This is a genomic window from Sandarakinorhabdus sp. (assembly GCF_032115815.1).
GTDB lineage: Bacteria > Pseudomonadota > Alphaproteobacteria > Sphingomonadales > Sphingomonadaceae > Sandarakinorhabdus.
In genome coordinates this window covers 1-20159 of the sequence record NZ_JAUMBI010000103.1, presented here as the reverse complement: position 1 = coordinate 20159, position 20159 = coordinate 1, and the positions used below count along the sequence as shown (strand labels likewise).

Below are 20159 nucleotides of genomic sequence, written 5' to 3'. Positions count from 1 at the left end.
CGGCCGTGGAAGCAAGGGCAAGCAAGGCAACAAGGCTCGTGGTGCGGCGCATGTGGTTTCCCCCGGAAAAGTACGTCAGTACAAGCTGAAGGTGGCGCGGCAGCCACCGTTGACCCAGATGCTGTTGCGATCCCAACCCCAGGTGCGGCCTTCCTGACAATTGCCGGCAATCACGCGGGTGAGGCTGACACTGCGGGCGCCACCGATCGGGCAGCGGGCGGCGCGATAATTCCAGCTTTCGCAGTTGATGGTGCGGATGCCCTGGCCGGGATTGAAACCGCCACCGCCAACACCACCGCCGCCGCTGCCGCTGCCCCAGCCGCCGCCAGAGCCACCGGAACCGCCCCAACCGGACGAGCCCTGCATCACTTCGAAATCGGCCCGGCACCCGTTGCGCACGGTGATGGCGCGGCGATCCCAGCGCCAGGTGTCGCCATCGCGGCAATCGCCAGCGATCACGCGCAACATGCGGGCGGCGCTGATCACGCCTTGCACCGGGCAGCGCTGGTTGCGGTAATTCCAGCTTTCGCAGCGCACCACCTGCCAGCGGCCACCACCAATGCCATTCCCGACGCCTTGATTGGGATCCCAGCCACCGACGCCCCAGCCATTGTTGGCATCGATGCGGAAGGTGGCGCGGCAACCATTGCGCACCCGGATGGCGCGATCGTCGTGATACCAGGTCTGGCCTTCGATGCAGCTGCCACCGCGCACGCGGAGCAGTTGTACGCGCACGGCGCCGGGGGCGGGGCAAACAGCTTCGCGGTAATTCCAGCTTTCACAGGTGATCTCGCGCCATTGCTGGGCGGCGGCAGGTGCAGCGGGCAGAGTAAGCGCGAGGCCGGCACCCAGTGCATTGATAGACAGCGCAGACAACAGCAGGCGGCGCATGATCACTTCTCCCCCTTGTTTCACCCGATTTCCACCGGTGCTGGCAGCGTGAACTTGCCGCGCACCGATTGGCTTGCAGATGAATGGTGCCAGTGATTTTACCGATGTCAAGCGACAGAACTGGCCAAAGTTCAGTCAAAACAGGCCAAATCTTACAGTTGCTTCCCCTGCGCGCCGGCCTGTTCAACCGTGAACTGCCACGCCACCCGGCCCGATCGCGCGCCGCGCCCGGCTGACCAGGTGAGGGCCGCCGCGGGATCGAAGGCCAGCCCGTGTGCCGCGGCATAGGCGGCGCAGATGGCCAGATACGTCTCCTGATCGCAGGGGTGAAAGCCCAGCCGCAGGCCGAAGCGATCCGCCAGCGCCAGGTGATCATCGGCGGCATCGCGCGGGTTGATGGCGTCATTGTCGCTCATATCGCGGGGCACCAGGTGGCGGCGATTGCTGGTGACGATCAGGCGCACGTGATCCGGCCGCGCCTGCACGCCGCCATCCAGCAAGGATCGCAGCGCATGCACCTCGTCGGCATCGGCACCGAGCGACACATCATCCAGAAAGATCAGGAACGGCCGTTCCACCCCGGCCAATGTGCGGAACAGCGCGGGCAGGCTGGCCAGCGCCGGCAGCATCACCTGCACCAGTGCGATGTCATGGCCGCCGGCAACCAGATCGGCAACCACGCTGCGCGCCAGGCTGGATTTGCCCATGCCGCGCGAGCCCCACAACAGCACATCATGCGCCGGCAGGCGCAGCGCATGGCGGCGGCTGTTTTCCAACAGTTGCGTGGCCTGTGCCTCCACGCCGCGATACAGGGCCAGTGGCACGGGTAGCGCCGGGGGCAGGGCGGCAAGGCCGCCCCCATCCCAGCCAAACCAGTGCCCGGCGGCGGGATCGGCGGGTGGGGCTGGGGCCGGCGCCAACCGGTCGAGCGCGGCGGCAATGCGGGCGAGCAGAGCTTCCTGATAGTTCATGCCGCCAGCGATAGCCAAAAGTGTGCGCCTGCGAAACAAGGTCGTGACTCTGGCATCGGTTGCGCAGGCTGGCCCAAGCGGCTAGAGCCTTGCGCCAATCCGACCAATTTGATGGAAACCACGATGTTTGAAACCCCGGCCTATGCGCAGGCAGCAGGCGGCGCGGCCGCAGCAGGTGGCATGGCAGCCGTGATCGGCTTCCTGCCCTATCTGGCGATCTTTGCCATCTTCTATTTCCTGATCATCCGCCCGCAGCAGCAGCGCGCGAAACAGCACCGCGCCATGGTTGATGCCGTGAAGAAGGGTGATGATCTGATCACCGGCGGTGGCATCCTGGGCAAGGCGGTGCGGGTAACCGATACCGAAGTGGAAGTGGAAGCCGGCGCGGGCGTGCGTTTCACCGTACTGAAATCCACGCTGGCCGATGTGAAGCCGCGCGGGGTGCCGGCGGCGGCAAACGACAAGAGCGCCTGAGCCCATGCTGGATTTCCCCAAGTGGAAAACCTGGTCGATGTGGGCCACGGTGCTGCTGTGCCTGTTTCTGGCGCTGCCCAACGCGCTGGAACCGTCGCAGCTGGCGATGATCCCCGATGGCCTGCCCAAGGCGCAACTGCCGCTGGGTCTTGATCTGCGCGGCGGCTCGCACCTGATGCTGGAAGCCACCGCGAAGGATGTGGAAAAGGCCAAGCTGGAAGCGCTGGAAGACACGGTGCGCGGCGAACTGCGGGCCGCCGAAGGTGGCGCCATCGCCATCACCGATCTGTCGTTGAACCGTGGCCGCCTCACATTCAATGTCAGCGATCTGGCCCGGCTCGATCAGGCAATCAGCCTGCTCAACAAGGCGACCGCGCCGCTGGGTGTCGGCGCTTCCCGCGAAGTGGAGATCAGCCGGGCCAGCGTGCCCGGCCAGGTGGTGGTGACGCCAACGGCGGCCGGCATTGCAGCCGCCATCGATGGCGCCATGGCGCAGGCCGTGGAAGTGATCCGCAAGCGCATCGACGAATTGGGCACCCGTGAACCCACGATCGTGCGCCAGGGCAAGACCCGCATCGTCGTGCAGGTACCCGGCCTGCAGGACCCCGAAGCGCTGAAGGCGCTGCTCGGCAAGACCGCCAAGCTGGAGTTCAAGCTGGTCGATACCGCTGTAGATCCGGAAGAAGTGCTGCAGGGCCGCGCCCCTCCCGGCAGCCAGATTTTGCCCGCGCAGGAAGGCGGCCAGGTCGTCGTCAAGCGCCGCGCCATCATCACCGGCGATCAGCTGGTCGACAGCCAGGTTTCAACCGATCAGAACGGCGCGCCCGCCGTGTCGTTCCGGTTCGATTCCACCGGCGGTCGCCGCTTTGCGCAGGCCACCACCGAAAATGTCGGCAAGCCGTTCGCCATCATCCTCGATGGCATGGTGATTTCCGCGCCCAACATCAACGAGCCGATCCTGGGCGGCAGCGGCATCATCATGGGCAATTACACCGTTGCCACCGCCAACGAACTCGCCATCCTGCTGCGTTCCGGCAAGTTGCCGGTCGAACTGAAGGTGGTGGAGGAACGCACGGTGGGCCCCGATCTGGGGGCGGATTCGATCAAGGCCGGTATCATCGCCTCGATCGTGTCGGTGCTGGCCGTGGCCGGGTTGATGATCATGACCTATGGCCGTTTTGGCGTCTATTCGGTGATCGCGCTGGTGATCAACGTGCTGATGATCCTAGGCATCATGTCGGCCGCCGGCTTCACCCTCACGCTGCCCGGCATTGCCGGGATGGTGCTGACCATCGGTGCCGCCGTTGATGCCAACGTGCTGATCAACGAACGTATCCGCGAGGAACAGCGCAAGGGCAGGGGCGTGATCGCCTCGGTCGAGGTCGGCTTCAAGGAAGCCAGCCGCACCATCTGGGATGCCAACAGCCTCAACATCATCGTCGCCATCATCATGTTCCTGTTCGGCTCTGGCCCGATCAAGGGCTTTGCCGTGGTGCTGTCGATCGGGATCGCCACCTCGGTGTTCACAGCGGTGACCATCGTGCGCTGGATGGCGGCGCGCTGGCTGACCAATGCGCGCCCCGCGACCTTGAGCATCTGAGGACAAATCGATGCCGCTGAAACTTGTTCCCGACAACACCAACATTGGCTTCGTCAAACTCCGCTTCATCGCCTTTGCGCTGACGTTGGCGTTGACCATCGGGGCGGGTGCCCTGCTGGCGGTGCGCGGCCTCAACCTGGGCGTCGATTTCGTCGGCGGCCTCACCATGCAGGTGGAGTTTGCGCAAGCGCCGGCACTCGATACGCTCCGTGGCCGGGTGGACCGCGTGGGTGTGGGCGATTCCGCCCTGCAGGAATTCGGCAATCCGCAAACCATCCTGATCCGCCTGCCGTTGCCGGAAGGCGAAGAAGGCGCCGTGCAGCGCGTGGTTGGCAAGGTGCGCACCGCGCTGGAGCAGGATTACAAGGGCGTGAAATTTGCCCGCGTCGAAAGCGTGTCGGGCAAAGTTTCGGAGGAGCTGATCACCGATGGTCTGTGGGCTGTCGGCCTTTCCATGCTGTTCGTCGCCGTGTTCACCTGGTTCCGCTTCGAATGGTATTTCGGCGTTTCCACGGTGGTGGCGCTGGTGCACGATGTGGTGGTGACGCTGGGTTTCTTTGCGCTCACCCAACTGGAATTCGATCTCAACATCGTAGCTGCCGTGCTCACCATCATCGGCTATTCGCTGAACGACAAGGTGGTGATCGACGATCGCATCCGCGAGAATCTGCGCAAGTACCGCCAGATGGACATCAAGCAGATCATCGATCTTTCGGTGAACGAAACGCTGCCACGCACGGTGATGACCTCGGTAACGCTGCTCGCCGCCCTGTTGGCGCTGCTGTTCCTCGGGCCGGAAGTGATCTTCGGCTTCACCGCGGCGATGGTGCTGGGCATCGTTGTCGGCACCTATTCGTCGATCTTCGTGTCGTCCTCACTGCTGATCACGCTGGGCGTGAAACAGCGCGCGGCCGGCAGTGAAGACGCGCGGGCCAAGGGCGCCGAACGCATCGACTGAGCCCGCACAAACAAAAGGGCCGGCGCTCCCCATCGGGAACGCCGGCCCTTGTTGTTTCAGGCAGCTGCGTTCAGATCGGCGCGCCGCAGGGGCCAAAGGCCATGCACCACTGGCTGAGGGTCCCCATCACCAGCGCGCCGGCAAGCCAGAGGGCGCGGGTGCGTGTGTTGAGTTCCATCTGCATGTCATTCACTCCGCTGCAACCGCAACCGGACCCAGACCGATCCGGGCTTTGGCGGCTTCATATTCGCTAACAAGTTTGGCGACATATTCACCGGCCGACAATACGGACTTTACCGCGCCGATGCCCTGGCCGCAGCCCCAGATGTCTTTCCACGCCTTGGCATCAGTGTTGCCGCCGCTGCCGAAGTTCATCGCCGAAGGATCGCTGGTCGGCAGATTGTCGGGATCCATGCCGGCCTTGACGATCGACGGGCGCAGATAATTGCCGTGCACGCCGGTGAACAGGTTGGAATAGACAATGTCGGACGATTCGCTCTGCGTGATCATGTCCTTGTAATCCTGCACCGCGCGGGCTTCCTGCGTGGCGATGAAGGCGCTGCCGATATAGCCGAAATCGGCGCCCATCGCCTGGGCGGCGAGCACGGCTTCGCCCGTGGCGATCGAGCCTGAGAGCGCCAGCGGGCCATCGAACCATTCGCGGATTTCACGGATCAGCGCGAACGGGCTGGTGGTGCCGGCGTGGCCACCGGCGCCGGCGGCAACGGCGATCAGGCCATCGGCGCCTTTTTCCACGGCCTTTTTGGCGAACTTGTTGTTGATGATGTCGTGCATGACGATGCCGCCATAGCTGTGAATGGCCTCGTTCACGTCTTCGCGCGCGCCCAGCGAGGTGATGATCATCGGCACCTTGTATTTCACGCACAGCGCCAGATCGTCCATCAAACGATCGTTGGAACGGTGGACAATCAGATTGACGGCATAGGGCGCGTCGTTGGGACCGAGTTCGGTCGACAGGCGCTGCAGCCATTCTTCAAACTGCGCCAGCGGCCGGGCGTTGAGGCTGGGAAAGCTGCCAATGATGCCGGCGCGGCACTGCGCCATGACCAGCTCCGGACCGGAGATGATGAACAGCGGCGAACCGATCACCGGGATCGACAGGCGGCCAGCGAAGGCGGCAGGAATGGACATGGATATTCTCCCCAAAGACAGGGGACCAGACTTAGCCTTCGCTGCCCCAGATTGCCACCTCATCCTCGTCGCAGGCTGTGGCGCAGCCGCGGAACATGCCGGGCGTCGAAAACACCCAGCCCGGCACGCCATCGGTGCCGATAAAGATGATGCCGCCGGTGCCGCCCAGCGCGTTCACATCGGCCAAGGCGCGCTCCGCTGCCTGCGCCGCCGACAGGCCGGCCAGTCGCACCAGCGCGCCCATCTCGTGGCCCGCGCCGGCTCGGATGAAGGCCTCGCCGGAACCGGTGCAGGACAGCGCGACGCTGCGATCATCGGCCAGCGTGCCGGCGCCGATCAGCGGCGAATCACCGATGCGGCCCCAGCGCTTGCCAGTCAGCCCGCCCGTCGATGTCGCGGCGGCCAGATGGCCCTGCGCATCGCGGGCGACTGCGCCGACAGTGCCGTATTTCAGATCAGCGTCGAACACATCCTCGCCGCGTGCCGCTGCCGCTTTCATCATCTGCAACGCCTGCCAGCGGCTTTCGACCCGGAACCAGCTTGGCTCGACCTGTCCCAGCCCCTGTTCCAGCGCAAAGACATCAGCCCCGTCGCGGGCGAGCAGCACGTGCGGGCTGTTGCGCATCACGGCACGGGCCAGTTGCACCGGGTTCTTGGTGCGGGTGACGCCAGCCACGGCGCCGGCCTTGCGCGATGCCCCGTCCATCACGGCGGCATCCAGTTCGGTGCGGCCTTCGGCGGTGAACACGGCGCCGCGGCCGGCATTGAACAGCGGGTGATCTTCCAGCACGCTCACGGCGGCCACCACGGCATCGACAGCGCTGCCGCCGGCGCTCAGCACCGCCTTGCCGGCCGCCAGCGCACCGGCCAGACCGGCGCGGCAATCGGCTTCCGGGCCGGGCAATGTATCCTGTGATAGCTGCCCGCACCCGCCATGGACGACCAACGACCAGGCGGGGGAATTGTTCATCGCGGATCCGGGAGGGATGGTAGCAGCGGGCAGATTTGAACTGCCGACCTCCGGGTTATGAATCCGGCGCTCTCACCAACTGAGCTACGCTGCCACAGGCGTTTGGGAGGCGCTGCTATAGTGGCGGCATCCTTGTGGGTCAACCGGGTTTCAGAAACTGTAGACCAGCGTGGCGCGCGTGACGGTATCGCTGTTCAGGCGACCCGGCGGCGGGTTGCTTTCGTTGTTGTACTGGAAGGAAAACCGCGCCGAAAGCCGGCCATTCAGCTTGGCGGTCAGCTGCGACAGCGCCAGCAGCGAGTTGTTGCTGTTGTCATAATAATAGGTCGCAGCCTGGCTGAAGTTCAGCACGTCGTTGATCTGCCATTTGGCGTTGAGGCCAGCGCGGGCGGCGAAGCTGTTATCGGTTACGCCATTGATGAACCGCGTTTGCCGCAGCGCCGGGCCGCCATCCACGGCGATGGTCAGATTCGGCGTGTCCACCACGCGATAGCCAAGGCCGATGGCCTGCGTGAAGCGGCTGGAAAAGCCGGTGAAGCGATCCCGCTCCCAGCTCAAGGCGAGCAGGGCATAGGCGCGGCTGCTGAACTTCCAATTGCCTTCATAGCCGGCGAAATAGCGCTCGCGCGAGGCCACGCCATTGTCTTCCTGATAATCGACGATGCCGCGCACACTGTGTTTCCAGCTGCGGCTTTCCTTGGTCAGGCCCACGCCGATAGCCACGCCGCGGTTGCGGGTGTTGCCGGTGGAAATGAAGCCGCCGGCCTCACCCTGGCCGCTCCAGCCATCAAGAAAGCCCTGGGAAGCGAGTTTTTCTTCGCGGGCCTTGGCAGCGGCGGCATTGAACGCCGCCAGCTTGGCATCGATTTCGGCGGCGCTGGCCGGGTTGGTTTTCTTCGCGACTCCGGCCACCACGGCCCGTTCCTCAGGGCTGGCTGCTGCATCGATCATCGCTTCCACCGCCGGCGGGATTGGTTCGGCAAAGGTCGGCGTGGCCAGCAAAGCAAGAGTCAGCGGCAGAAAGCTTTTCATGTTGCGGTCTCCCCATGGGTAACAACAGTTTGACTATGCCGCAGCCGGTGGTCAACTGCAGTTCAGAAAATATTGACCAGCGTAACGAATGTACCAGTATCGGTGTTTTCGCAGCCCGGCTGCGGATTCTTTTCATTGTTGATCTGGAACGAAACGCGGCCCGAAAGGCGGCCATTCGACCGCGCCAACGTTTGCGAGAACGACAGAAGCATATTGTTGCGCCGATCGTTGTAGTTATTCACGGTTTCCGTGGAAGCCAGCATCGCCGAGTTCACCCACTTCGCCAGTGGCAGTCCATCCGCCCGGCGCACCCCGACTGGCCAAGCGCTCTTCCCGGGCTTTCGCCGCAGCCGAGGTTGATCTGCGACACGCACACATCAACTCTGGCAACACGCGCCGGGTGGGCCTTGCGGCCATTGGCCAGCCGGGACTATCCGAATTCAAGGGGACTGGCAGACCGCCAGAATCCGGGGCAAAGGGCGGAGATGACTCTTGCTGCCGACATCAAGCCAATTCCGCTTTCGCTGGTCGAGACCGATCTTGCGGCCGCCGCTGCCGGCTTTGGCGATGCCTTTGCCCGCACCGGTTTTGCGGTCGTTTCCGATCACGGCATTGATCAGGGCCTGATCGACCGCGCCAATGCCGCCACCAAGGCGTTCTTTGCGCTGCCGGAGGACGTGAAGCGCCGTTATGTCGTGCCCGGCGGTGGCGGCCAGCGCGGGCTGACGCCGTTTGGCGTCGAGGCCGCCAAGGGCCATGCCAAGGCCGATCTGAAGGAATTCTGGCACGTCGGCCGCGAACTGCCGCCCGGCCATGCTTATGCCAGCGTGATGCCGGCCAATCTGTGGCCGAGCGAAATCCCCGACTTCCATGAAGCGGTGTGGGCATTGTTCGACGCGCTCGACAAGACGGGTGCCACGCTGTTGCGCGCCATCGCCGTGCACCTGGGGCTGGATGTCGATTTCTTCGCCGATCCGGTGCGCGATGGAAACTCGATCCTGCGCCTGCTGCACTATCCGCCGGTGCCGCCAGAGACGGCGGGCGCCATCCGTGCTGGCGCGCACGAAGATATCAATGTGATCACCCTGCTGCTGGGGGCCGAGGAAGCCGGGCTGCAATTGCTCGGCAAGGATGGCGAATGGCGCTTCATCGATGCGCCGGCCGGCAGCCTGGTGTGCAACGTGGGCGACATGCTGCAACGGCTGACCGGGCATCGCCTGCCATCGACCACGCACCGCGTCGTCAATCCGGCGCCGGAACGCATGGGTGTGGCGCGTTATTCAACGCCCTTCTTCCTGCATTTCCGCCCGGATTATCTGATCACGGCGCTGCCGGGCGGGCCGGTGGAAGAGCCGCCCATCACCGCGAACGATTATCTGCTGGAACGGCTGCGCGATATCAAACTGCTGTAATATTAGGCGGGCAGGGGACACGACATGATGATGCGCACAATGCTTCTGGCCGGCTTGCTGGCCACCTCCGTTTCAGCGGCCCCGGTGCTCGACACGCCGCTGAAAGACAATTGGTGGGCTGATGGCCGCGCCGCGCTTGATGCCCGGCTGAGGGTGGTGAACCGGCCACGGAAGGCGAAGAATGTCATCCTGATGGTGGGTGACGGCATGGGCGTGTCCACGCTCACCGCCGCGCGCATCTTTGATGGCCAGCACCCGATTGATGGCCGGGCGCCGTCCACGGGCGAGGAAAACAGCCTGGCGTGGGACAAGATGGCCAGCACGGCGCTGGTCAAGACCTACAACACCAACGCCCAGGTGCCCGACAGCGCCGGCACCGCCAGCGCCTTCAACACGGGCGTGAAGACGCGCATCGGCGTGATCAACATGGGTGCCGATCAGGGCACCGAAGCCTGCAAGACGCCGGACAAACTGCCGCGCACGCTGGCCGAAATCGCCAAGGGGCAGGGGATGGGCGTGGGTGTTGTCACCACCACCCGCATCACCCATGCGACACCGGCTGCTGTGTATGGCCATGTGCCGTTCCGCGATTGGGAAGGGGCGGATCGCGCCTATCCGGCCGAGGCACGCGCATCGGGCTGCATCGATCTTGCGACCCAGTTGGTCAGCTTCAAGGGCGGGCTGGACGTGGTGCTGGGCGGCGGCCGCGCGCGCTTCCTGCCGGCGGGCAAGGGCGGCCAGCGCGATGATGGCCGCAATCTGGTGGAAGCCTGGCAGCAGGCCTGGCCGCAAGGCAAATATGTTGCCGATTCAAAGGGTCTGCGCGCGCTGGATGCCCGCGATGCCGGCCCGGTGTTTGGCCTGTTCCATCCCGATCATCTGAGCTTCGAGCATGACCGCAAGGATGATGCCGAGCCCAGCCTGCCGGAAATGGCCCGATTTGCCCTGGCCAGGCTGGAAGCCGGCACCAAGGCGCGCGGCGGCAAGGGCTATTATCTGATGATCGAAGGCGGCCGCATCGATCATGCCCACCACGCCAGCAACCCCTATCGCGCGCTGAAGGAAGCGCAGATGTTCAGCGCCACCGTGGCCGAGGTGCTGAAAAGCGTGAACCTGGATGAGACTTTGGTGCTGGTGACGGCCGATCACAGCCATGTGCTGACCATCGCCGGCTATCCGGAGCGCGGCAATGATATCCTGGGCTATATCAAGCCGCCCAAGGGGGGCGGCGAAGGCGATGGCGGGCTGAGCCCGGAAGGCTTTGCGCTGGATGATCGCGGCCAGCCGATGACCACGCTCTCCTATGCCAACGGGCCTTTCGTGAGCCGCGGCCTGTCCCGCACGCTGCCGCCCACGGATCCCAACTATCTTGCCAACAAGACCTATGGCACCGGCAGCGAAAGCCATGGCGGTGAGGATGTGGCGCTGTTTGCCGAAGGCCCGCGCGCCGATCTGGTGCGCGGCGTGATGGAGCAGAATCTGATCTTCCACATCATGGCGGAAGCGCTCGGCTGGCGTTGAGCCAGCCATACGGTATTTCAGCCAGCGATCAGCCAGCCGGCCAGCAATCCGCCGGCGGTTCCGAGTGACAGTCCCAACCAGAGCCAGAGGCGCTTGACGCGCTGGCCAGGTTGGCTGTGTGCAAGATGCGGCCCTTGGGGCATGGCGAGCTTCTTCGGTTGCGACCCGAAAAGAACTTGCAATTAACGTGCCAAATTTCGGATTGCCGGCAAGTGACTGATTAGGCTCGACCGGCCAACCCTGACGTTTAATCAGTTGTAAAGCCTACCGACAGTTCGGGGTAGGTGGCGCCGATGAAAAAGAGGCCATCGGGCGGCGCATTCAGGCCCAGCGCATCGCGATCACGGGCGGCGAGCGCGGCAGCAAGATCGTCGGCGCTCCACTTGCCTTCGCCCACAAGTTTCAGACAGCCCACCATCGAACGCACCTGGTGATGCAGGAAACTGCGGGCAGCGGCGAAAACATGCACTTCCTCGCCCACGCGCTTCACCTCCAGTCGATCAAGCGTGCGCACCGGTGAGTTTGCCTGGCACTTGGCAGAACGAAAGGTGGTGAAATCATGCCGGCCTGCAAGGCGTTGCGCCGCTGCGTGCATGGCCTGCGCATCCAGTGGCGTCGGCACCCGCCAGGCCAGCCCGGCATCGAAGGTGAGCGGGGCGCGGCGGTTGATGATGCGATAGTGATAGCGCCGCCCGGTGCAATCGAAGCGGGCGTGCCAATCGGGGGCTTGCGCACAATCGAGGATGGCCACCGGCTGCGGCTTCAACCGGGCATTGATCGCCTCCATCAGGCGAAACGGCGTGAGGGGTTTTGCGATATCGGCGTGGGCCGGCATGGCGCGGGCGTGGACGCCGGCATCGGTACGGCCCGACGCATGGACTTCCACCGTCTCGTCCGTCACCTCCAAGATCGCCTGCTCGATGGCGGCCTGCACCGATGGGCCATGATCCTGCCGCTGCCAACCCATATAGGGCCGGCCATCATATTCCACCGTGAAGCGCAAGCGCGTCATAGCACCGGCGTGCCAGCAGGCACCCGCCGGCCGTTGAGCAGCGCCTTGACCGGCATGGCCGGTTTGCCGGCACGCTGGACCAGTGTGGGGCGCAGCACGCCATCGCCGGTGCCCAGCCCAAGCCGATCATCGACGGTGACGCCGGGCGCGGCCGGGCCGGGCTCCACGCTGGCAGCAAGGATCTTCACCCGTTCACCAGCGATATCGAGCCAGGCCCCCGGCGCCGGGTTGAAGCCTCGCACCTGCCGTTCCAGCTGCACGGCGGGCAGGGCCGTATCAAGATGCGCTTCGGCCTTGTCGATACGCGGGGCGAGTGTGACGCCGTCTTCCGGCTGCGGCACGGCCGCGCGCGGATTGGCCAGCACGTCAATCAGCAGATCGGCGCCCAACTGCGCCAGTTCGGCAAACAGATCGCCGCTGGTCTTGCCGTCGATGGGCGTCTCCACCGTGGCCAGCATCGGGCCGGTATCAAGCCCTTCCTCCATCTGCATGATGGTAACGCCGGTGACGGCATCGCCGGCCAGCACTGCCCGCTGGATCGGCGCCGCCCCGCGCCAGCGTGGCAGCAGCGAACCGTGAATGTTGAGGCAACCCAGGCGCGGCGCATCGAGCACGGCGCGCGGCAGGATCAGGCCATAGGCAGCGACCACGGCAACATCGCAGCCTTGCGCGATTTCGAGGAACTGGGCCACCGCCGCCGGATCGCGGAAGGTGCGCGGGGTGAACACCGGGATGCCAAGCGTTTCGGCGCGGGCATGCACCGGGCTCATCTGCAATTGCTTGCCGCGCCCGGCCGGCTTGGGCGCGCGCGTATAGACGGCGATGATCTCGTGCCCCGCCGCCGCCAGCGCATCAAGCGCCGGAACCGCAAAAAAAGGCGTGCCCATGTGGATGATCCGCATGGGCACGCCTGTAAACGATTAAATGGTGAAGGGGGAAGGGGCCTTAGCGGCTCATCACCATGGTGACGGCGCGGCGGTTCTGCGCATAGGCCGCTTCATCGGCGCCATCCACGGCCGGCTTTTCCTTGCCATAGGAAATGGTGTTGAGCCGGGCCACGTCGATGCCCTGCGATGCCAGGAAATTCTTCGCCGAATTGGCGCGGCGGTCACCCAGCGCGAGGTTGTATTCGCGGGTGCCGCGCTCGTCGCAATGGCCTTCCAGCGTCACGCGCACGCTCGGGTTGCCGCGCAGCCAGGTTGCATGCTTCAGCAGGGTGGCGCGGGCTTCGCCATCCAGTTCATAGCTGTCATAGGCAAACAGCACCGTGTCGCCGCCGGCCTGGGCGCGCAGATCGTCCTGGCTGCCGGGCACGATGTTGCTTGCGCCGGTTTCAACGGTGGCGGGCCGTTCTGCCGGTGTCGGCGCAGCCGTTTCCGGGCGAGCAGTAACGGGCGGCGCTTGCAGGGCGGCCGGCGGCTTGGGCGCGCAGGCGGCAGCCAGCACCACCAAGGCGATGAGCGGGAGTTTGTGCAGGTGGCGGGTCATATTGGGGCTCCTCTTCCAACTGTCAGGGCAACAGGGGTGACCATGCCGGATCGGATGCATCCAGCGGGGTGGCAATACGGCGTTCATTCAAACCGGAAATATCAACGGACCACAAGCCCGAACGGCCTGATCGATCGCCGCGGGCAAACAGGATTACGCGGCCATTGGGGGACCAGGCCGGGCTTTCATCCTGAAAACCGTTGGTGAGCAAGCGTTCGCCGCTGCCATCGGGGCGCATCACGCCCACGCCGAAACGGCCGCCGCCCATGCGGGTGAAGGTGATGTAATCGCCGCGCGGGCTCCACACCGGGCTGGCGGAGCGGCCTTCGCCAAAGCTGATCCGGCTCTGGCCGCTGCCATCGGCGTTCATCACATACAGCTGCTGCGATCCGCCGCGATCGCTTTCAAACACGATCTTGGTGCCATCCGGCGAATAGCTGGGCGAGGTATCGATGCCCGGCCCGCTGGTGAGGCGCTGGGTGGCGCGGGTGGCGAGGTTGAAGCGATAGATATCGGTGTTGCCGCCCACCGCCATCGAGAAGACAAGGTTCTGCCCATCGGGCGAGAAGCGCGGCGCAAACGTCATGGTGGAAAACTGGCCCACCGCTTCCTGGCGGCCGCTGCCCAGCGTGTAGAGCCACACGCGCGGGCGGTTGTTCTCGAAACTCATGTAGGTGATGGTCTGCTGCCCCGGCGCAAAGCGCGGCGTGAGCACGAGGTTCTGCCCCGACGTGAGGAAACGATGGCCGGCGCCATCCTGATCCATTATGGCGAGCCGCTTGATGCGCTTGGTGCGCGCACCGGTTTCGCTCACATAAACGATGCGGCTGTCGAAATAGCCGCTCTCACCCGTCAGGCGCGAATAGACGAGATCGGCGCATTTGTGCGCCGCACGCCGCCAGCCGGCCGCCGTGGTGACAAAACCCTGCCGCGCGATTTCGGCGCCGGCAAACACATCATAGGCATAACAGGCCAGCGTGATGCCGCCATCGGGATTGGATGTCACCGTGCCCGTTACCAGCGCCTGCGCCGCGATGGTGCGCCATGCCGGAAAATCGGGCTTCAGCACATCGTCAATGCCAACCGTGGTCGTGTAAGCCGCCGGATCGATCGGCTTGAACAGGCCGGAGGACTTGAGATCATTGGCGATCACCAGTGCCGCACGTTCGCCCAGCTGCGTTGTGGTGCCGGCTTCCGTGCTGGCGCCATTGCCGGGGGCAAAGGCAGGCACCGCGATCGGCATCGGCTGCATCAGGCCGGCGTTGATATCCACTCGCAGCGGTCCTGCCGTTCCCGGCGTCTGGGCCGCAGTCTGTGCCGGGGCAATTGAAGCAAGTGCAAGAAGCAGAATCATGCGCATGGCTGCACCTTATCAGGGGTGCAGCCTGAACGGGAGCCATAGCCGCGTTTCGATTGCAGAAGTGCGGCAACGCGGTCATCCAAGTGTCGGCAGACTTTACAGTTTTCCCCGGCGCGCTGCGGCAAGCCGTTGGATTCAATGGACGGGGAGCGTGGCACGAAGCTTGCAAGCTACCATTCACACCCCAAACCCAGGAAACGCTTGTGAAAACAATTGCTCTGCTTGCCCTGTCCATCGCCGCCCTGGCCGCAACGCCCGCCGCTGCTGTCGATTTCACCATCGGCACCGGCACGTCGGACAACTGCTTCCCGTTCGGCTGCCAGCTGTCGGGCCAGACCTCGACCCGCTACCAGCAAGTCTATGACGCTGCGGCCTTTCCGGGCGCTGTCACCATCACCGCGCTCAGCTTCACGGTGGTCAGTGGTGGCAGCCAGTTGATCGATGGCCCGGTGTCGATTTCGCTGTCGACCACGAGCGTCGGGGTTGGCAGTATCGATACGGTGAATTTCGACGCCAATCTGGGTGCTGACAATCTGGTGGTGTTCAACGATGTGCTGCCGGCGCTCAGCGGCGGTCTGCTCACCATCAATTTCGCCACGCCTTTCAGCTATAATCCGGTGGGCGGTAATCTGCTGTTCAACCTGTCGCGCGCGCGCGGTACCGATCTTTCGCCTGGCGTCGGCCCATTTTTCGCGGCGGCCGGTGGCGACAGCACGGTGACCAGCCGCGCCCAGAATTTTGGCAGCAGCAACATCGGCTGGGGCCTCAACACCACGTTCACCACCGGCGCTGCCGTGGTGCCGGAACCCGCCAGCTGGGCGATGCTGATCGCCGGCTTCGGCCTGGTGGGCGCCGCTGCCCGCCGCCGTCGCGCTGTCGCGGCCTGAGTTCGAGCACTAATCCGAAAGAGGGGGAGGCCTTGCGCCTTCCCCTTTTTTTGTGCGACCATTGTGTGTTGCATAAACAATACACAGGGGCGCTGGCGTGAACAAGATACTCACCATGTGTGCCGTGCTGATGCTCGCCAATCCCGCAAGCGCCGCCGATCTGCTGATCCACGGCGGCCCGATCCTGACCATGGTGGGGGACAAGCCACATACGGTTACGGCCGTGGTGGTGGAAAGCGGCAGGATCACTTTTGCCGGGCCGTTGGCACAGGCGCAGCGCATGGCTGGGCCGGGGACGCGGCGGCTTGATCTGAAGGGCCGCACGCTGCTGCCCGGCCTGATCGATGCGCATAGCCATCTCGCCATGGCGGTCGATCTGGCGCGGCGGGTGAATGTGTCGGGCGCGCCGGTCGGCACGGTCGCCAGCATCGCCGATCTGGTCGGCAAGCTGGCCGCAGAGGAGGTGACGCTGAAGATCGCGCCCAGTGAATGGCTGGTGGGTTGGGGTTATGATGCCAGTCTGCTCAGCGACAAGCGCGACCTGACCCGCCGCGATCTGGATGCGCGCTTCCCGGATCGGCCGGTGCTGGTGATGCATGTTTCGGGCCATGGCGCCGTGCTGAACAGCGCCGGGCTGGCGGCAATTGGTGTGACGCCCGACACGAAGGCGCCCGAAGGCGGCCTGATCAACCGCGAAGCCGATGGGCGCACGCCCAACGGCCAGATCTGGGAAAGCGCGTTGATGCTGGCCGGCCCGGCGCTGAAGCCGCCGCCGCGCGAACTGCGCCTGCAAAATCTCGCTGCCGTGCAGCAGCTTTATGCGAAGAACGGCTACACCCTGGCCAATGATGGCTTCACCAGCCTGGCCGATCTCGATCTGCTGCAAGCCGCCGCCACACAGGGGCGTTTGGTGCTCGACGTGGTGGCGCTGCCGTCATTCGTCGATTTCAAGCGCTGGGCTGGCAATGCCGCCTATCCGATCGGGCAATGGCAGGGCCGGCTGAAACTGCAGGGCATCAAGATCACCCAGGATGGCAGCCCGCAGGGCCGCACCGCCTTTATGAGCGTGCCCTATCTGCACGGCGGCCCGAACGGGCAGGAAAATTGGCGCGCGCAGGGCATCCAGCCTTATCCCGCCTTCCTCGCCACCGCCAAGGCCGCCAGTGCCGCCGGGCTGCAGCTGTTCATCCACGCCAACGGCGATGCCGCGATGGACGACGTGATCAATGCGGTAGACACGCTGAAGCTGCCTGATGATCACCGCACCATCGTGATTCACAGCCAGGTGCAGCGGCCCGATCAACTGCCGCGCTACGCCGCCCTGGGCATCACGCCGAGTTACTTCACCAACCACAGCTATTTCTGGGGCGACGTGCATCGCAGCAACTTCGGCGAAGAGCGCGCCGCCCGCATCTCCCCGATCAAGAGCGCGATGGCGCTGGGCATCAAGGCCAGCAACCACAGCGATTTCATCGTCACCCCGCTCGATCCGATGTTCATCCTGTGGACCAGCATGGCCCGCACCACCCGCAGCGGGTTCCTGCTCGGCCCGGCCGAGCGCCTCAACGCCTGGGCCGGCCTGAAGGCGCTGACCATCAACCCGGCCTGGGCCTATCGCGAGGAAAGCCGGCGCGGCAGTATCGAGGTGGGCAAGCTCGCCGATTTCACCCTGCTCAGCGCCAATCCGCTGACGACGCCGGCGGCGCGCATCCGCGGGATCAAGGTGGTGGGGACGATGAAGGAAGGGCGGTTCATTTGGGACGCGCTTCCCTGAGGCTTACGTCATCTCTTCCGGGTCGAAGTTGATCTCCACGCTCCCCCACAGGTCGTACAGTTCCGCCGGCAGCTTCAGGGGCTGGCAACGCAGCACGGCGCGGCGGGCGGTTTCGGCAAAGGCGCGGGCGTAGTCGGCATTGGCGGCGGTCATGCCGGTGGGGGTGCCGGCGACCGGCATGCCCACCACCCGGCCGTCGCGGCTGTAGTTCACGGTCACGATCACCGTCATGCGGCGCACGTCGCGGCCGCCGGTGGGCGGGTTCCAGCACGGGGCGACCTGGGCGCGGATAGCCTGGGCCAATGTGGCGGCGGCGCGCGGATCGACGGTGGCGCGGGCAGGGGCGCTGGCGTTGAGTTCCTTGGCCAGTTTCGAGGTATCGAGCGGCTTCTTGGTCGCCTTGGGAAGCGCCTTGTCGATCAGGCTGGAGAGGGTGGAGGTGTCCAGCGGAGAGGGTGGGGCCTTGGTGGGCGTCGCGGCCTTGGGCTTGGGCGGGGTGGGCTTGGTGGGTTCAGGCGGCGGCACGGCGTCAGGCCGCAGAGGTTCCGGTTCCGGCGCGGCTTCGGCTTCGGGGGCAGCGGCGGCGGTTTCCTGCGGCGCGGCCTCCATTGAAGGCTTGGGCGGTTCGGGTGTGCGGGCCAAGTCGGATATGTCGACGATTTCCACCGGCACGGCGTCGGTGGGCGCAGCCAGCATCTTCTGGCTGTTCTGCCAGGCAAGGCTGAGCGCGGCCAGCAGCACCAGATGTGCGGTGGCAGCGCCGGCAATGCTGAGGCGTTCGGCGCGCGTCATTGCGGGTTTTTGGCTTGCCCGTCGGTAACCAGCGCCACTTTCTTGAAGCCGGCGCCGTTCACGTCGCCAACGACCTGCATCACCCGGCCATAATCCAGCCCGCGATCGGCACGCACATAGACGCGCGCTTCGTCGCTGCGGGCTTCACGCAGCGCGGCGAGCTTGGCGGGCAGGGCGGCAGGGGCAATGGCCATGCGATCAACAAACAGCTCGCCAGCGGCATTCAGGCTGATCTGGATTGGCGACTGATCCTGCGGCAGGCTTTGCGCCTTGGCGTCGGGCAGATCGACCGGGACGCCGGCCACCAGCAGCGGCGCGGTCACCATGAAGATGATCAGCAGCACCAGCATCACGTCCACCAGCGGCGTGACGTTGATTTCCGCCATGGGCTGGCGGCCGCGACCTCTGCCGCGTCGGGGAACACCCATGCCCATTATTGGCTGTCCATGCCGTCAAGCTGGCGGGAGAGGAGGTTGAGATATTCCTCCGAGAAGGCATTCAGGCGGGCTTCGAGCCGGTTCACCCGGTGCAGCAGCCGATTGTAGCCGATCACGGCGGGAATGGCCGCGAACAGGCCGATGGCGGTGGCAAACAGCGCCTCCGCGATGCCGGGGGCGACGACAGCCAGCGAGGTGTTCTGGCTGGCGGCGATGCTGGCAAAGCTGCGCATGATGCCCCACACGGTGCCGAACAGGCCGACGAACGGCGCGACTGAGCCAATGGTGGCGAGCGCGTTCAACCGGTCTGACAGTTCATCAATGTCGCGGCCGATGGCGACATTGATGGCGCTGGCCAGGCGCCCCCGCAGGCCTTCGCGATCGATGCTGCGGCCGGTCTTGGCCGAAAGGCTGCGCCGCCATTCGTTCATGCCGGCGAGGAAGGCGCGGGCGGACGGGTGATCGGCGCGGGAGGCGGGTTCATAGAGGCTGTCCAGATCCTTGGCCTTCCAGAACCAGTCTTCAAACTTGGCGGCTTCACCGTTAAGGCGCGACAGCCGGCGCGAGCGTTCGAGAATGATCGCCCAGCTCCACACGCTGGCCAGCAGCAGCCCGAACATCACCGCTTTCACGACGATGTCTGCCTGCATGAACAGGGCGAAGGGCGACAGTTCGGCCGCGGTCTTGATGGCGATATCGGCTTGCATCATGGTTCCTGTGCCAGAAGTTCATGGAACCGCGCCATCCAGTCGCGCGGTTGCCGGCGGGGGCGGCCGGCGGGATCGAGGAAAGCGGCGACCAGCGTAGCGTCCAGCAGCGGCTCACCGGCGCGGGTGATGCGCTGGGCGATGGCGCAGGCGGCGGCGCGGACGCTGATGAGGCGGGTCTCGATGGTCAACACATCGTCCAGCTTCGCCGGGCGCAGCCATTTGATCTGCATTTCTGTCACCGCATAGGCGCCTTCACCACCCTTCACCGCCGCGCCATGATCAATGCCGGCGACACGCAGGAATTCGGTACGGCCGCGTTCCATGAAGTGCAGATATTTGGCGTGATACATGATGCCGGCGGTATCCGTGTCTTCGAAATAGACGCGTGCCGGCAGACGGTGGATGCCGCCGTCGATCGCTCCGGATGGGGGAAGGGGGGACATGGCTTCAGATAGGGGCTTGGGCGGCGAACACGCAATGAAAAAGGGCGCCAGCAGCAGTGCCACTGGCGCCCTTTCGGCAATCTGAATGGGGATTAGTCCTTGGCGGGACGCGCTTCACGCTTTTCCACGATGCGAGCGGACTTGCCGCTGCGGCCACGCAGATAATAAAGCTTGGCGCGGCGAACGACACCGCGGCGGACGACTTCGATGGCTTCGATGCTCGGGCTGTACAGCGGGAACACGCGCTCCACGCCTTCGCCGAAGCTGATCTTGCG

At 65.0% G+C, this 20159-nt stretch carries 22 protein-coding genes and 1 tRNA gene; 7 read left to right on the top strand and 16 right to left on the bottom strand.

Going from position 1 to position 20159, the window contains the following annotated elements; translation table 11 throughout:
- Positions 1-75: 75 nt before the first annotated feature.
- Complete coding sequence (locus RT662_RS06385; protein WP_313669867.1) at positions 76-891, bottom strand: DUF3011 domain-containing protein; 816 nt, start codon at positions 889-891, stop codon at positions 76-78.
- A gap of 152 nt (positions 892-1043) precedes the next feature.
- Positions 1044-1862 carry a DUF815 domain-containing protein gene (locus tag RT662_RS06380; protein WP_313669866.1) on the bottom strand — a complete coding sequence of 273 codons (819 nt, stop codon included), beginning with the start codon at positions 1860-1862 and terminating at the stop codon, positions 1044-1046.
- Positions 1863-1985: 123 nt separating this feature from the next.
- On the opposite strand from RT662_RS06380, the gene yajC reads away from it, so the two are divergent.
- From yajC to secF, 3 genes are read left to right on the top strand one after another with little or no spacing between them, the layout of a single operon-like run.
- A complete protein-coding gene (gene yajC / locus RT662_RS06375; protein ID WP_313669868.1) occupies positions 1986-2336 on the top strand; it encodes a preprotein translocase subunit YajC in 351 nt (116 codons plus the stop codon).
- Positions 2337-2340: 4 nt separating this feature from the next.
- On the top strand, positions 2341-3936 hold the full coding sequence (secD, locus tag RT662_RS06370) for a protein translocase subunit SecD (protein ID WP_313669865.1): 1596 nt from the start codon (positions 2341-2343) through the stop codon (positions 3934-3936).
- A gap of 10 nt (positions 3937-3946) precedes the next feature.
- Complete coding sequence (secF, locus tag RT662_RS06365) at positions 3947-4894, top strand: protein translocase subunit SecF (RefSeq protein ID WP_313669864.1); 948 nt, start codon at positions 3947-3949, stop codon at positions 4892-4894.
- 189 nt (positions 4895-5083) lie between these two features.
- Here the strand turns inward: secF and RT662_RS06360 are convergent, their stop codons facing one another.
- The 5 genes from RT662_RS06360 to RT662_RS06340 all read right to left on the bottom strand — a co-directional run bounded on the left by RT662_RS06360 (position 5084) and on the right by RT662_RS06340 (position 8311).
- Positions 5084-6046 (bottom strand): NAD(P)H-dependent flavin oxidoreductase, encoded by a 963-nt coding sequence (locus RT662_RS06360; RefSeq protein ID WP_022678910.1) that lies wholly within the window; start codon positions 6044-6046, stop codon positions 5084-5086.
- A gap of 31 nt (positions 6047-6077) precedes the next feature.
- Positions 6078-7016 carry an isoaspartyl peptidase/L-asparaginase gene (locus RT662_RS06355; RefSeq protein WP_313669863.1) on the bottom strand — a complete coding sequence of 313 codons (939 nt, stop codon included), beginning with the start codon at positions 7014-7016 and terminating at the stop codon, positions 6078-6080.
- Between the two features lie 17 nt (positions 7017-7033).
- Positions 7034-7110, bottom strand: a tRNA-Met gene (locus tag RT662_RS06350).
- A 56-nt stretch (positions 7111-7166) separates the two neighbouring features.
- A complete protein-coding gene (locus tag RT662_RS06345) occupies positions 7167-8048 on the bottom strand; it encodes a DUF481 domain-containing protein (RefSeq protein ID WP_313669862.1) in 882 nt (293 codons plus the stop codon).
- Between the two features lie 62 nt (positions 8049-8110).
- Complete coding sequence (locus RT662_RS06340; RefSeq protein ID WP_313669861.1) at positions 8111-8311, bottom strand: hypothetical protein; 201 nt, start codon at positions 8309-8311, stop codon at positions 8111-8113.
- 222 nt (positions 8312-8533) lie between these two features.
- Between RT662_RS06340 and RT662_RS06335 the strand changes: the two genes are divergently transcribed.
- Together RT662_RS06335 and RT662_RS06330 are read left to right on the top strand one after the other, a co-directional pair.
- A complete protein-coding gene (locus tag RT662_RS06335) occupies positions 8534-9460 on the top strand; it encodes a 2-oxoglutarate and iron-dependent oxygenase domain-containing protein (protein ID WP_313669860.1) in 927 nt (308 codons plus the stop codon).
- A 24-nt stretch (positions 9461-9484) separates the two neighbouring features.
- Positions 9485-10981, top strand: a complete 1497-nt coding sequence (locus RT662_RS06330) for an alkaline phosphatase (protein ID WP_313669859.1) — start codon at positions 9485-9487, stop codon at positions 10979-10981.
- A gap of 247 nt (positions 10982-11228) precedes the next feature.
- On the opposite strand, the gene truA is transcribed toward RT662_RS06330, so the two are convergent.
- Genes truA through tolB form a run of 4 tightly spaced genes read right to left on the bottom strand, consistent with a single transcriptional unit; the run spans position 11229 to position 14841 of the window.
- Positions 11229-11993 (bottom strand): tRNA pseudouridine(38-40) synthase TruA, encoded by a 765-nt coding sequence (truA, locus tag RT662_RS06325; RefSeq protein WP_313669858.1) that lies wholly within the window; start codon positions 11991-11993, stop codon positions 11229-11231.
- Positions 11990-12895 (bottom strand): methionyl-tRNA formyltransferase, encoded by a 906-nt coding sequence (gene fmt, locus RT662_RS06320; protein WP_313669857.1) that lies wholly within the window; start codon positions 12893-12895, stop codon positions 11990-11992. Before fmt ends, truA begins: the two co-directional genes overlap by 4 nt.
- Positions 12896-12938: 43 nt before the next feature.
- A complete protein-coding gene (gene pal, locus RT662_RS06315; protein ID WP_313669856.1) occupies positions 12939-13481 on the bottom strand; it encodes a peptidoglycan-associated lipoprotein Pal in 543 nt (180 codons plus the stop codon).
- A 22-nt stretch (positions 13482-13503) separates the two neighbouring features.
- A complete protein-coding gene (gene tolB / locus RT662_RS06310) occupies positions 13504-14841 on the bottom strand; it encodes a Tol-Pal system beta propeller repeat protein TolB (protein ID WP_313669855.1) in 1338 nt (445 codons plus the stop codon).
- Positions 14842-15044: 203 nt separating this feature from the next.
- Here tolB and RT662_RS06305 point away from each other — a divergent pair, with 203 nt between their 5' ends.
- Both RT662_RS06305 and RT662_RS06300 read left to right on the top strand, forming a co-directional pair.
- Positions 15045-15728, top strand: coding sequence for a PEPxxWA-CTERM sorting domain-containing protein (locus RT662_RS06305; RefSeq protein ID WP_313669854.1), 684 nt, complete (start codon positions 15045-15047; stop codon positions 15726-15728).
- 97 nt (positions 15729-15825) lie between these two features.
- A complete protein-coding gene (locus tag RT662_RS06300) occupies positions 15826-17502 on the top strand; it encodes an amidohydrolase (RefSeq protein ID WP_313669853.1) in 1677 nt (558 codons plus the stop codon).
- 3 nt (positions 17503-17505) lie between these two features.
- Here the strand turns inward: RT662_RS06300 and RT662_RS06295 are convergent, their stop codons facing one another.
- The 5 genes from RT662_RS06295 to RT662_RS06275 form a co-directional block, all read right to left on the bottom strand.
- Positions 17506-18294: a hypothetical protein gene (locus RT662_RS06295; protein WP_313669852.1), complete on the bottom strand. Its 789-nt coding sequence runs from the start codon at positions 18292-18294 to the stop codon at positions 17506-17508.
- Entirely contained in the window at positions 18291-18680 is a 390-nt protein-coding gene (tolR, locus tag RT662_RS06290) for a protein TolR (protein ID WP_303795193.1), read from the bottom strand. Before tolR ends, RT662_RS06295 begins: the two co-directional genes overlap by 4 nt.
- Positions 18681-18727: 47 nt before the next feature.
- Positions 18728-19441, bottom strand: coding sequence for a protein TolQ (gene tolQ / locus RT662_RS06285; RefSeq protein WP_303808745.1), 714 nt, complete (start codon positions 19439-19441; stop codon positions 18728-18730).
- Positions 19438-19884 (bottom strand): YbgC/FadM family acyl-CoA thioesterase, encoded by a 447-nt coding sequence (locus RT662_RS06280; RefSeq protein ID WP_313669851.1) that lies wholly within the window; start codon positions 19882-19884, stop codon positions 19438-19440. Before RT662_RS06280 ends, tolQ begins: the two co-directional genes overlap by 4 nt.
- 92 nt (positions 19885-19976) lie before the next feature.
- Positions 19977-20159, bottom strand: a 183-nt coding sequence (locus RT662_RS06275; RefSeq protein WP_313669850.1) for a 50S ribosomal protein L19, incomplete at its 5' end; no start/stop codon positions are given.

Bases quoted from the DNA above. Each gene is read 5' to 3' on its own strand.
- RT662_RS06385 (WP_313669867.1), bottom strand. From the start codon at position 891: ATGCGCCGCCTGCTGTTGTCTGCGCTGTCTATCAATGCACTGGGTGCC.
- RT662_RS06380 (WP_313669866.1), bottom strand. From the start codon at position 1,862: ATGAACTATCAGGAAGCTCTGCTCGCCCGCATTGCCGCCGCGCTCGAC.
- yajC (WP_313669868.1), top strand. From the start codon at position 1,986: ATGTTTGAAACCCCGGCCTATGCGCAGGCAGCAGGCGGCGCGGCCGCA.
- secD (WP_313669865.1), top strand. From the start codon at position 2,341: ATGCTGGATTTCCCCAAGTGGAAAACCTGGTCGATGTGGGCCACGGTG.
- secF (WP_313669864.1), top strand. From the start codon at position 3,947: ATGCCGCTGAAACTTGTTCCCGACAACACCAACATTGGCTTCGTCAAA.
- RT662_RS06360 (WP_022678910.1), bottom strand. From the start codon at position 6,046: ATGTCCATTCCTGCCGCCTTCGCTGGCCGCCTGTCGATCCCGGTGATC.
- RT662_RS06355 (WP_313669863.1), bottom strand. From the start codon at position 7,016: ATGAACAATTCCCCCGCCTGGTCGTTGGTCGTCCATGGCGGGTGCGGG.
- RT662_RS06345 (WP_313669862.1), bottom strand. From the start codon at position 8,048: ATGAAAAGCTTTCTGCCGCTGACTCTTGCTTTGCTGGCCACGCCGACC.
- RT662_RS06340 (WP_313669861.1), bottom strand. From the start codon at position 8,311: ATGCTGGCTTCCACGGAAACCGTGAATAACTACAACGATCGGCGCAAC.
- RT662_RS06335 (WP_313669860.1), top strand. From the start codon at position 8,534: ATGACTCTTGCTGCCGACATCAAGCCAATTCCGCTTTCGCTGGTCGAG.
- RT662_RS06330 (WP_313669859.1), top strand. From the start codon at position 9,485: ATGATGATGCGCACAATGCTTCTGGCCGGCTTGCTGGCCACCTCCGTT.
- truA (WP_313669858.1), bottom strand. From the start codon at position 11,993: ATGACGCGCTTGCGCTTCACGGTGGAATATGATGGCCGGCCCTATATG.
- fmt (WP_313669857.1), bottom strand. From the start codon at position 12,895: ATGCGGATCATCCACATGGGCACGCCTTTTTTTGCGGTTCCGGCGCTT.
- pal (WP_313669856.1), bottom strand. From the start codon at position 13,481: ATGACCCGCCACCTGCACAAACTCCCGCTCATCGCCTTGGTGGTGCTG.
- tolB (WP_313669855.1), bottom strand. From the start codon at position 14,841: ATGCGCATGATTCTGCTTCTTGCACTTGCTTCAATTGCCCCGGCACAG.
- RT662_RS06295 (WP_313669852.1), bottom strand. From the start codon at position 18,294: ATGACGCGCGCCGAACGCCTCAGCATTGCCGGCGCTGCCACCGCACAT.
- tolR (WP_303795193.1), bottom strand. From the start codon at position 18,680: ATGGCGGAAATCAACGTCACGCCGCTGGTGGACGTGATGCTGGTGCTG.
- tolQ (WP_303808745.1), bottom strand. From the start codon at position 19,441: ATGATGCAAGCCGATATCGCCATCAAGACCGCGGCCGAACTGTCGCCC.
- RT662_RS06280 (WP_313669851.1), bottom strand. From the start codon at position 19,884: ATGTCCCCCCTTCCCCCATCCGGAGCGATCGACGGCGGCATCCACCGT.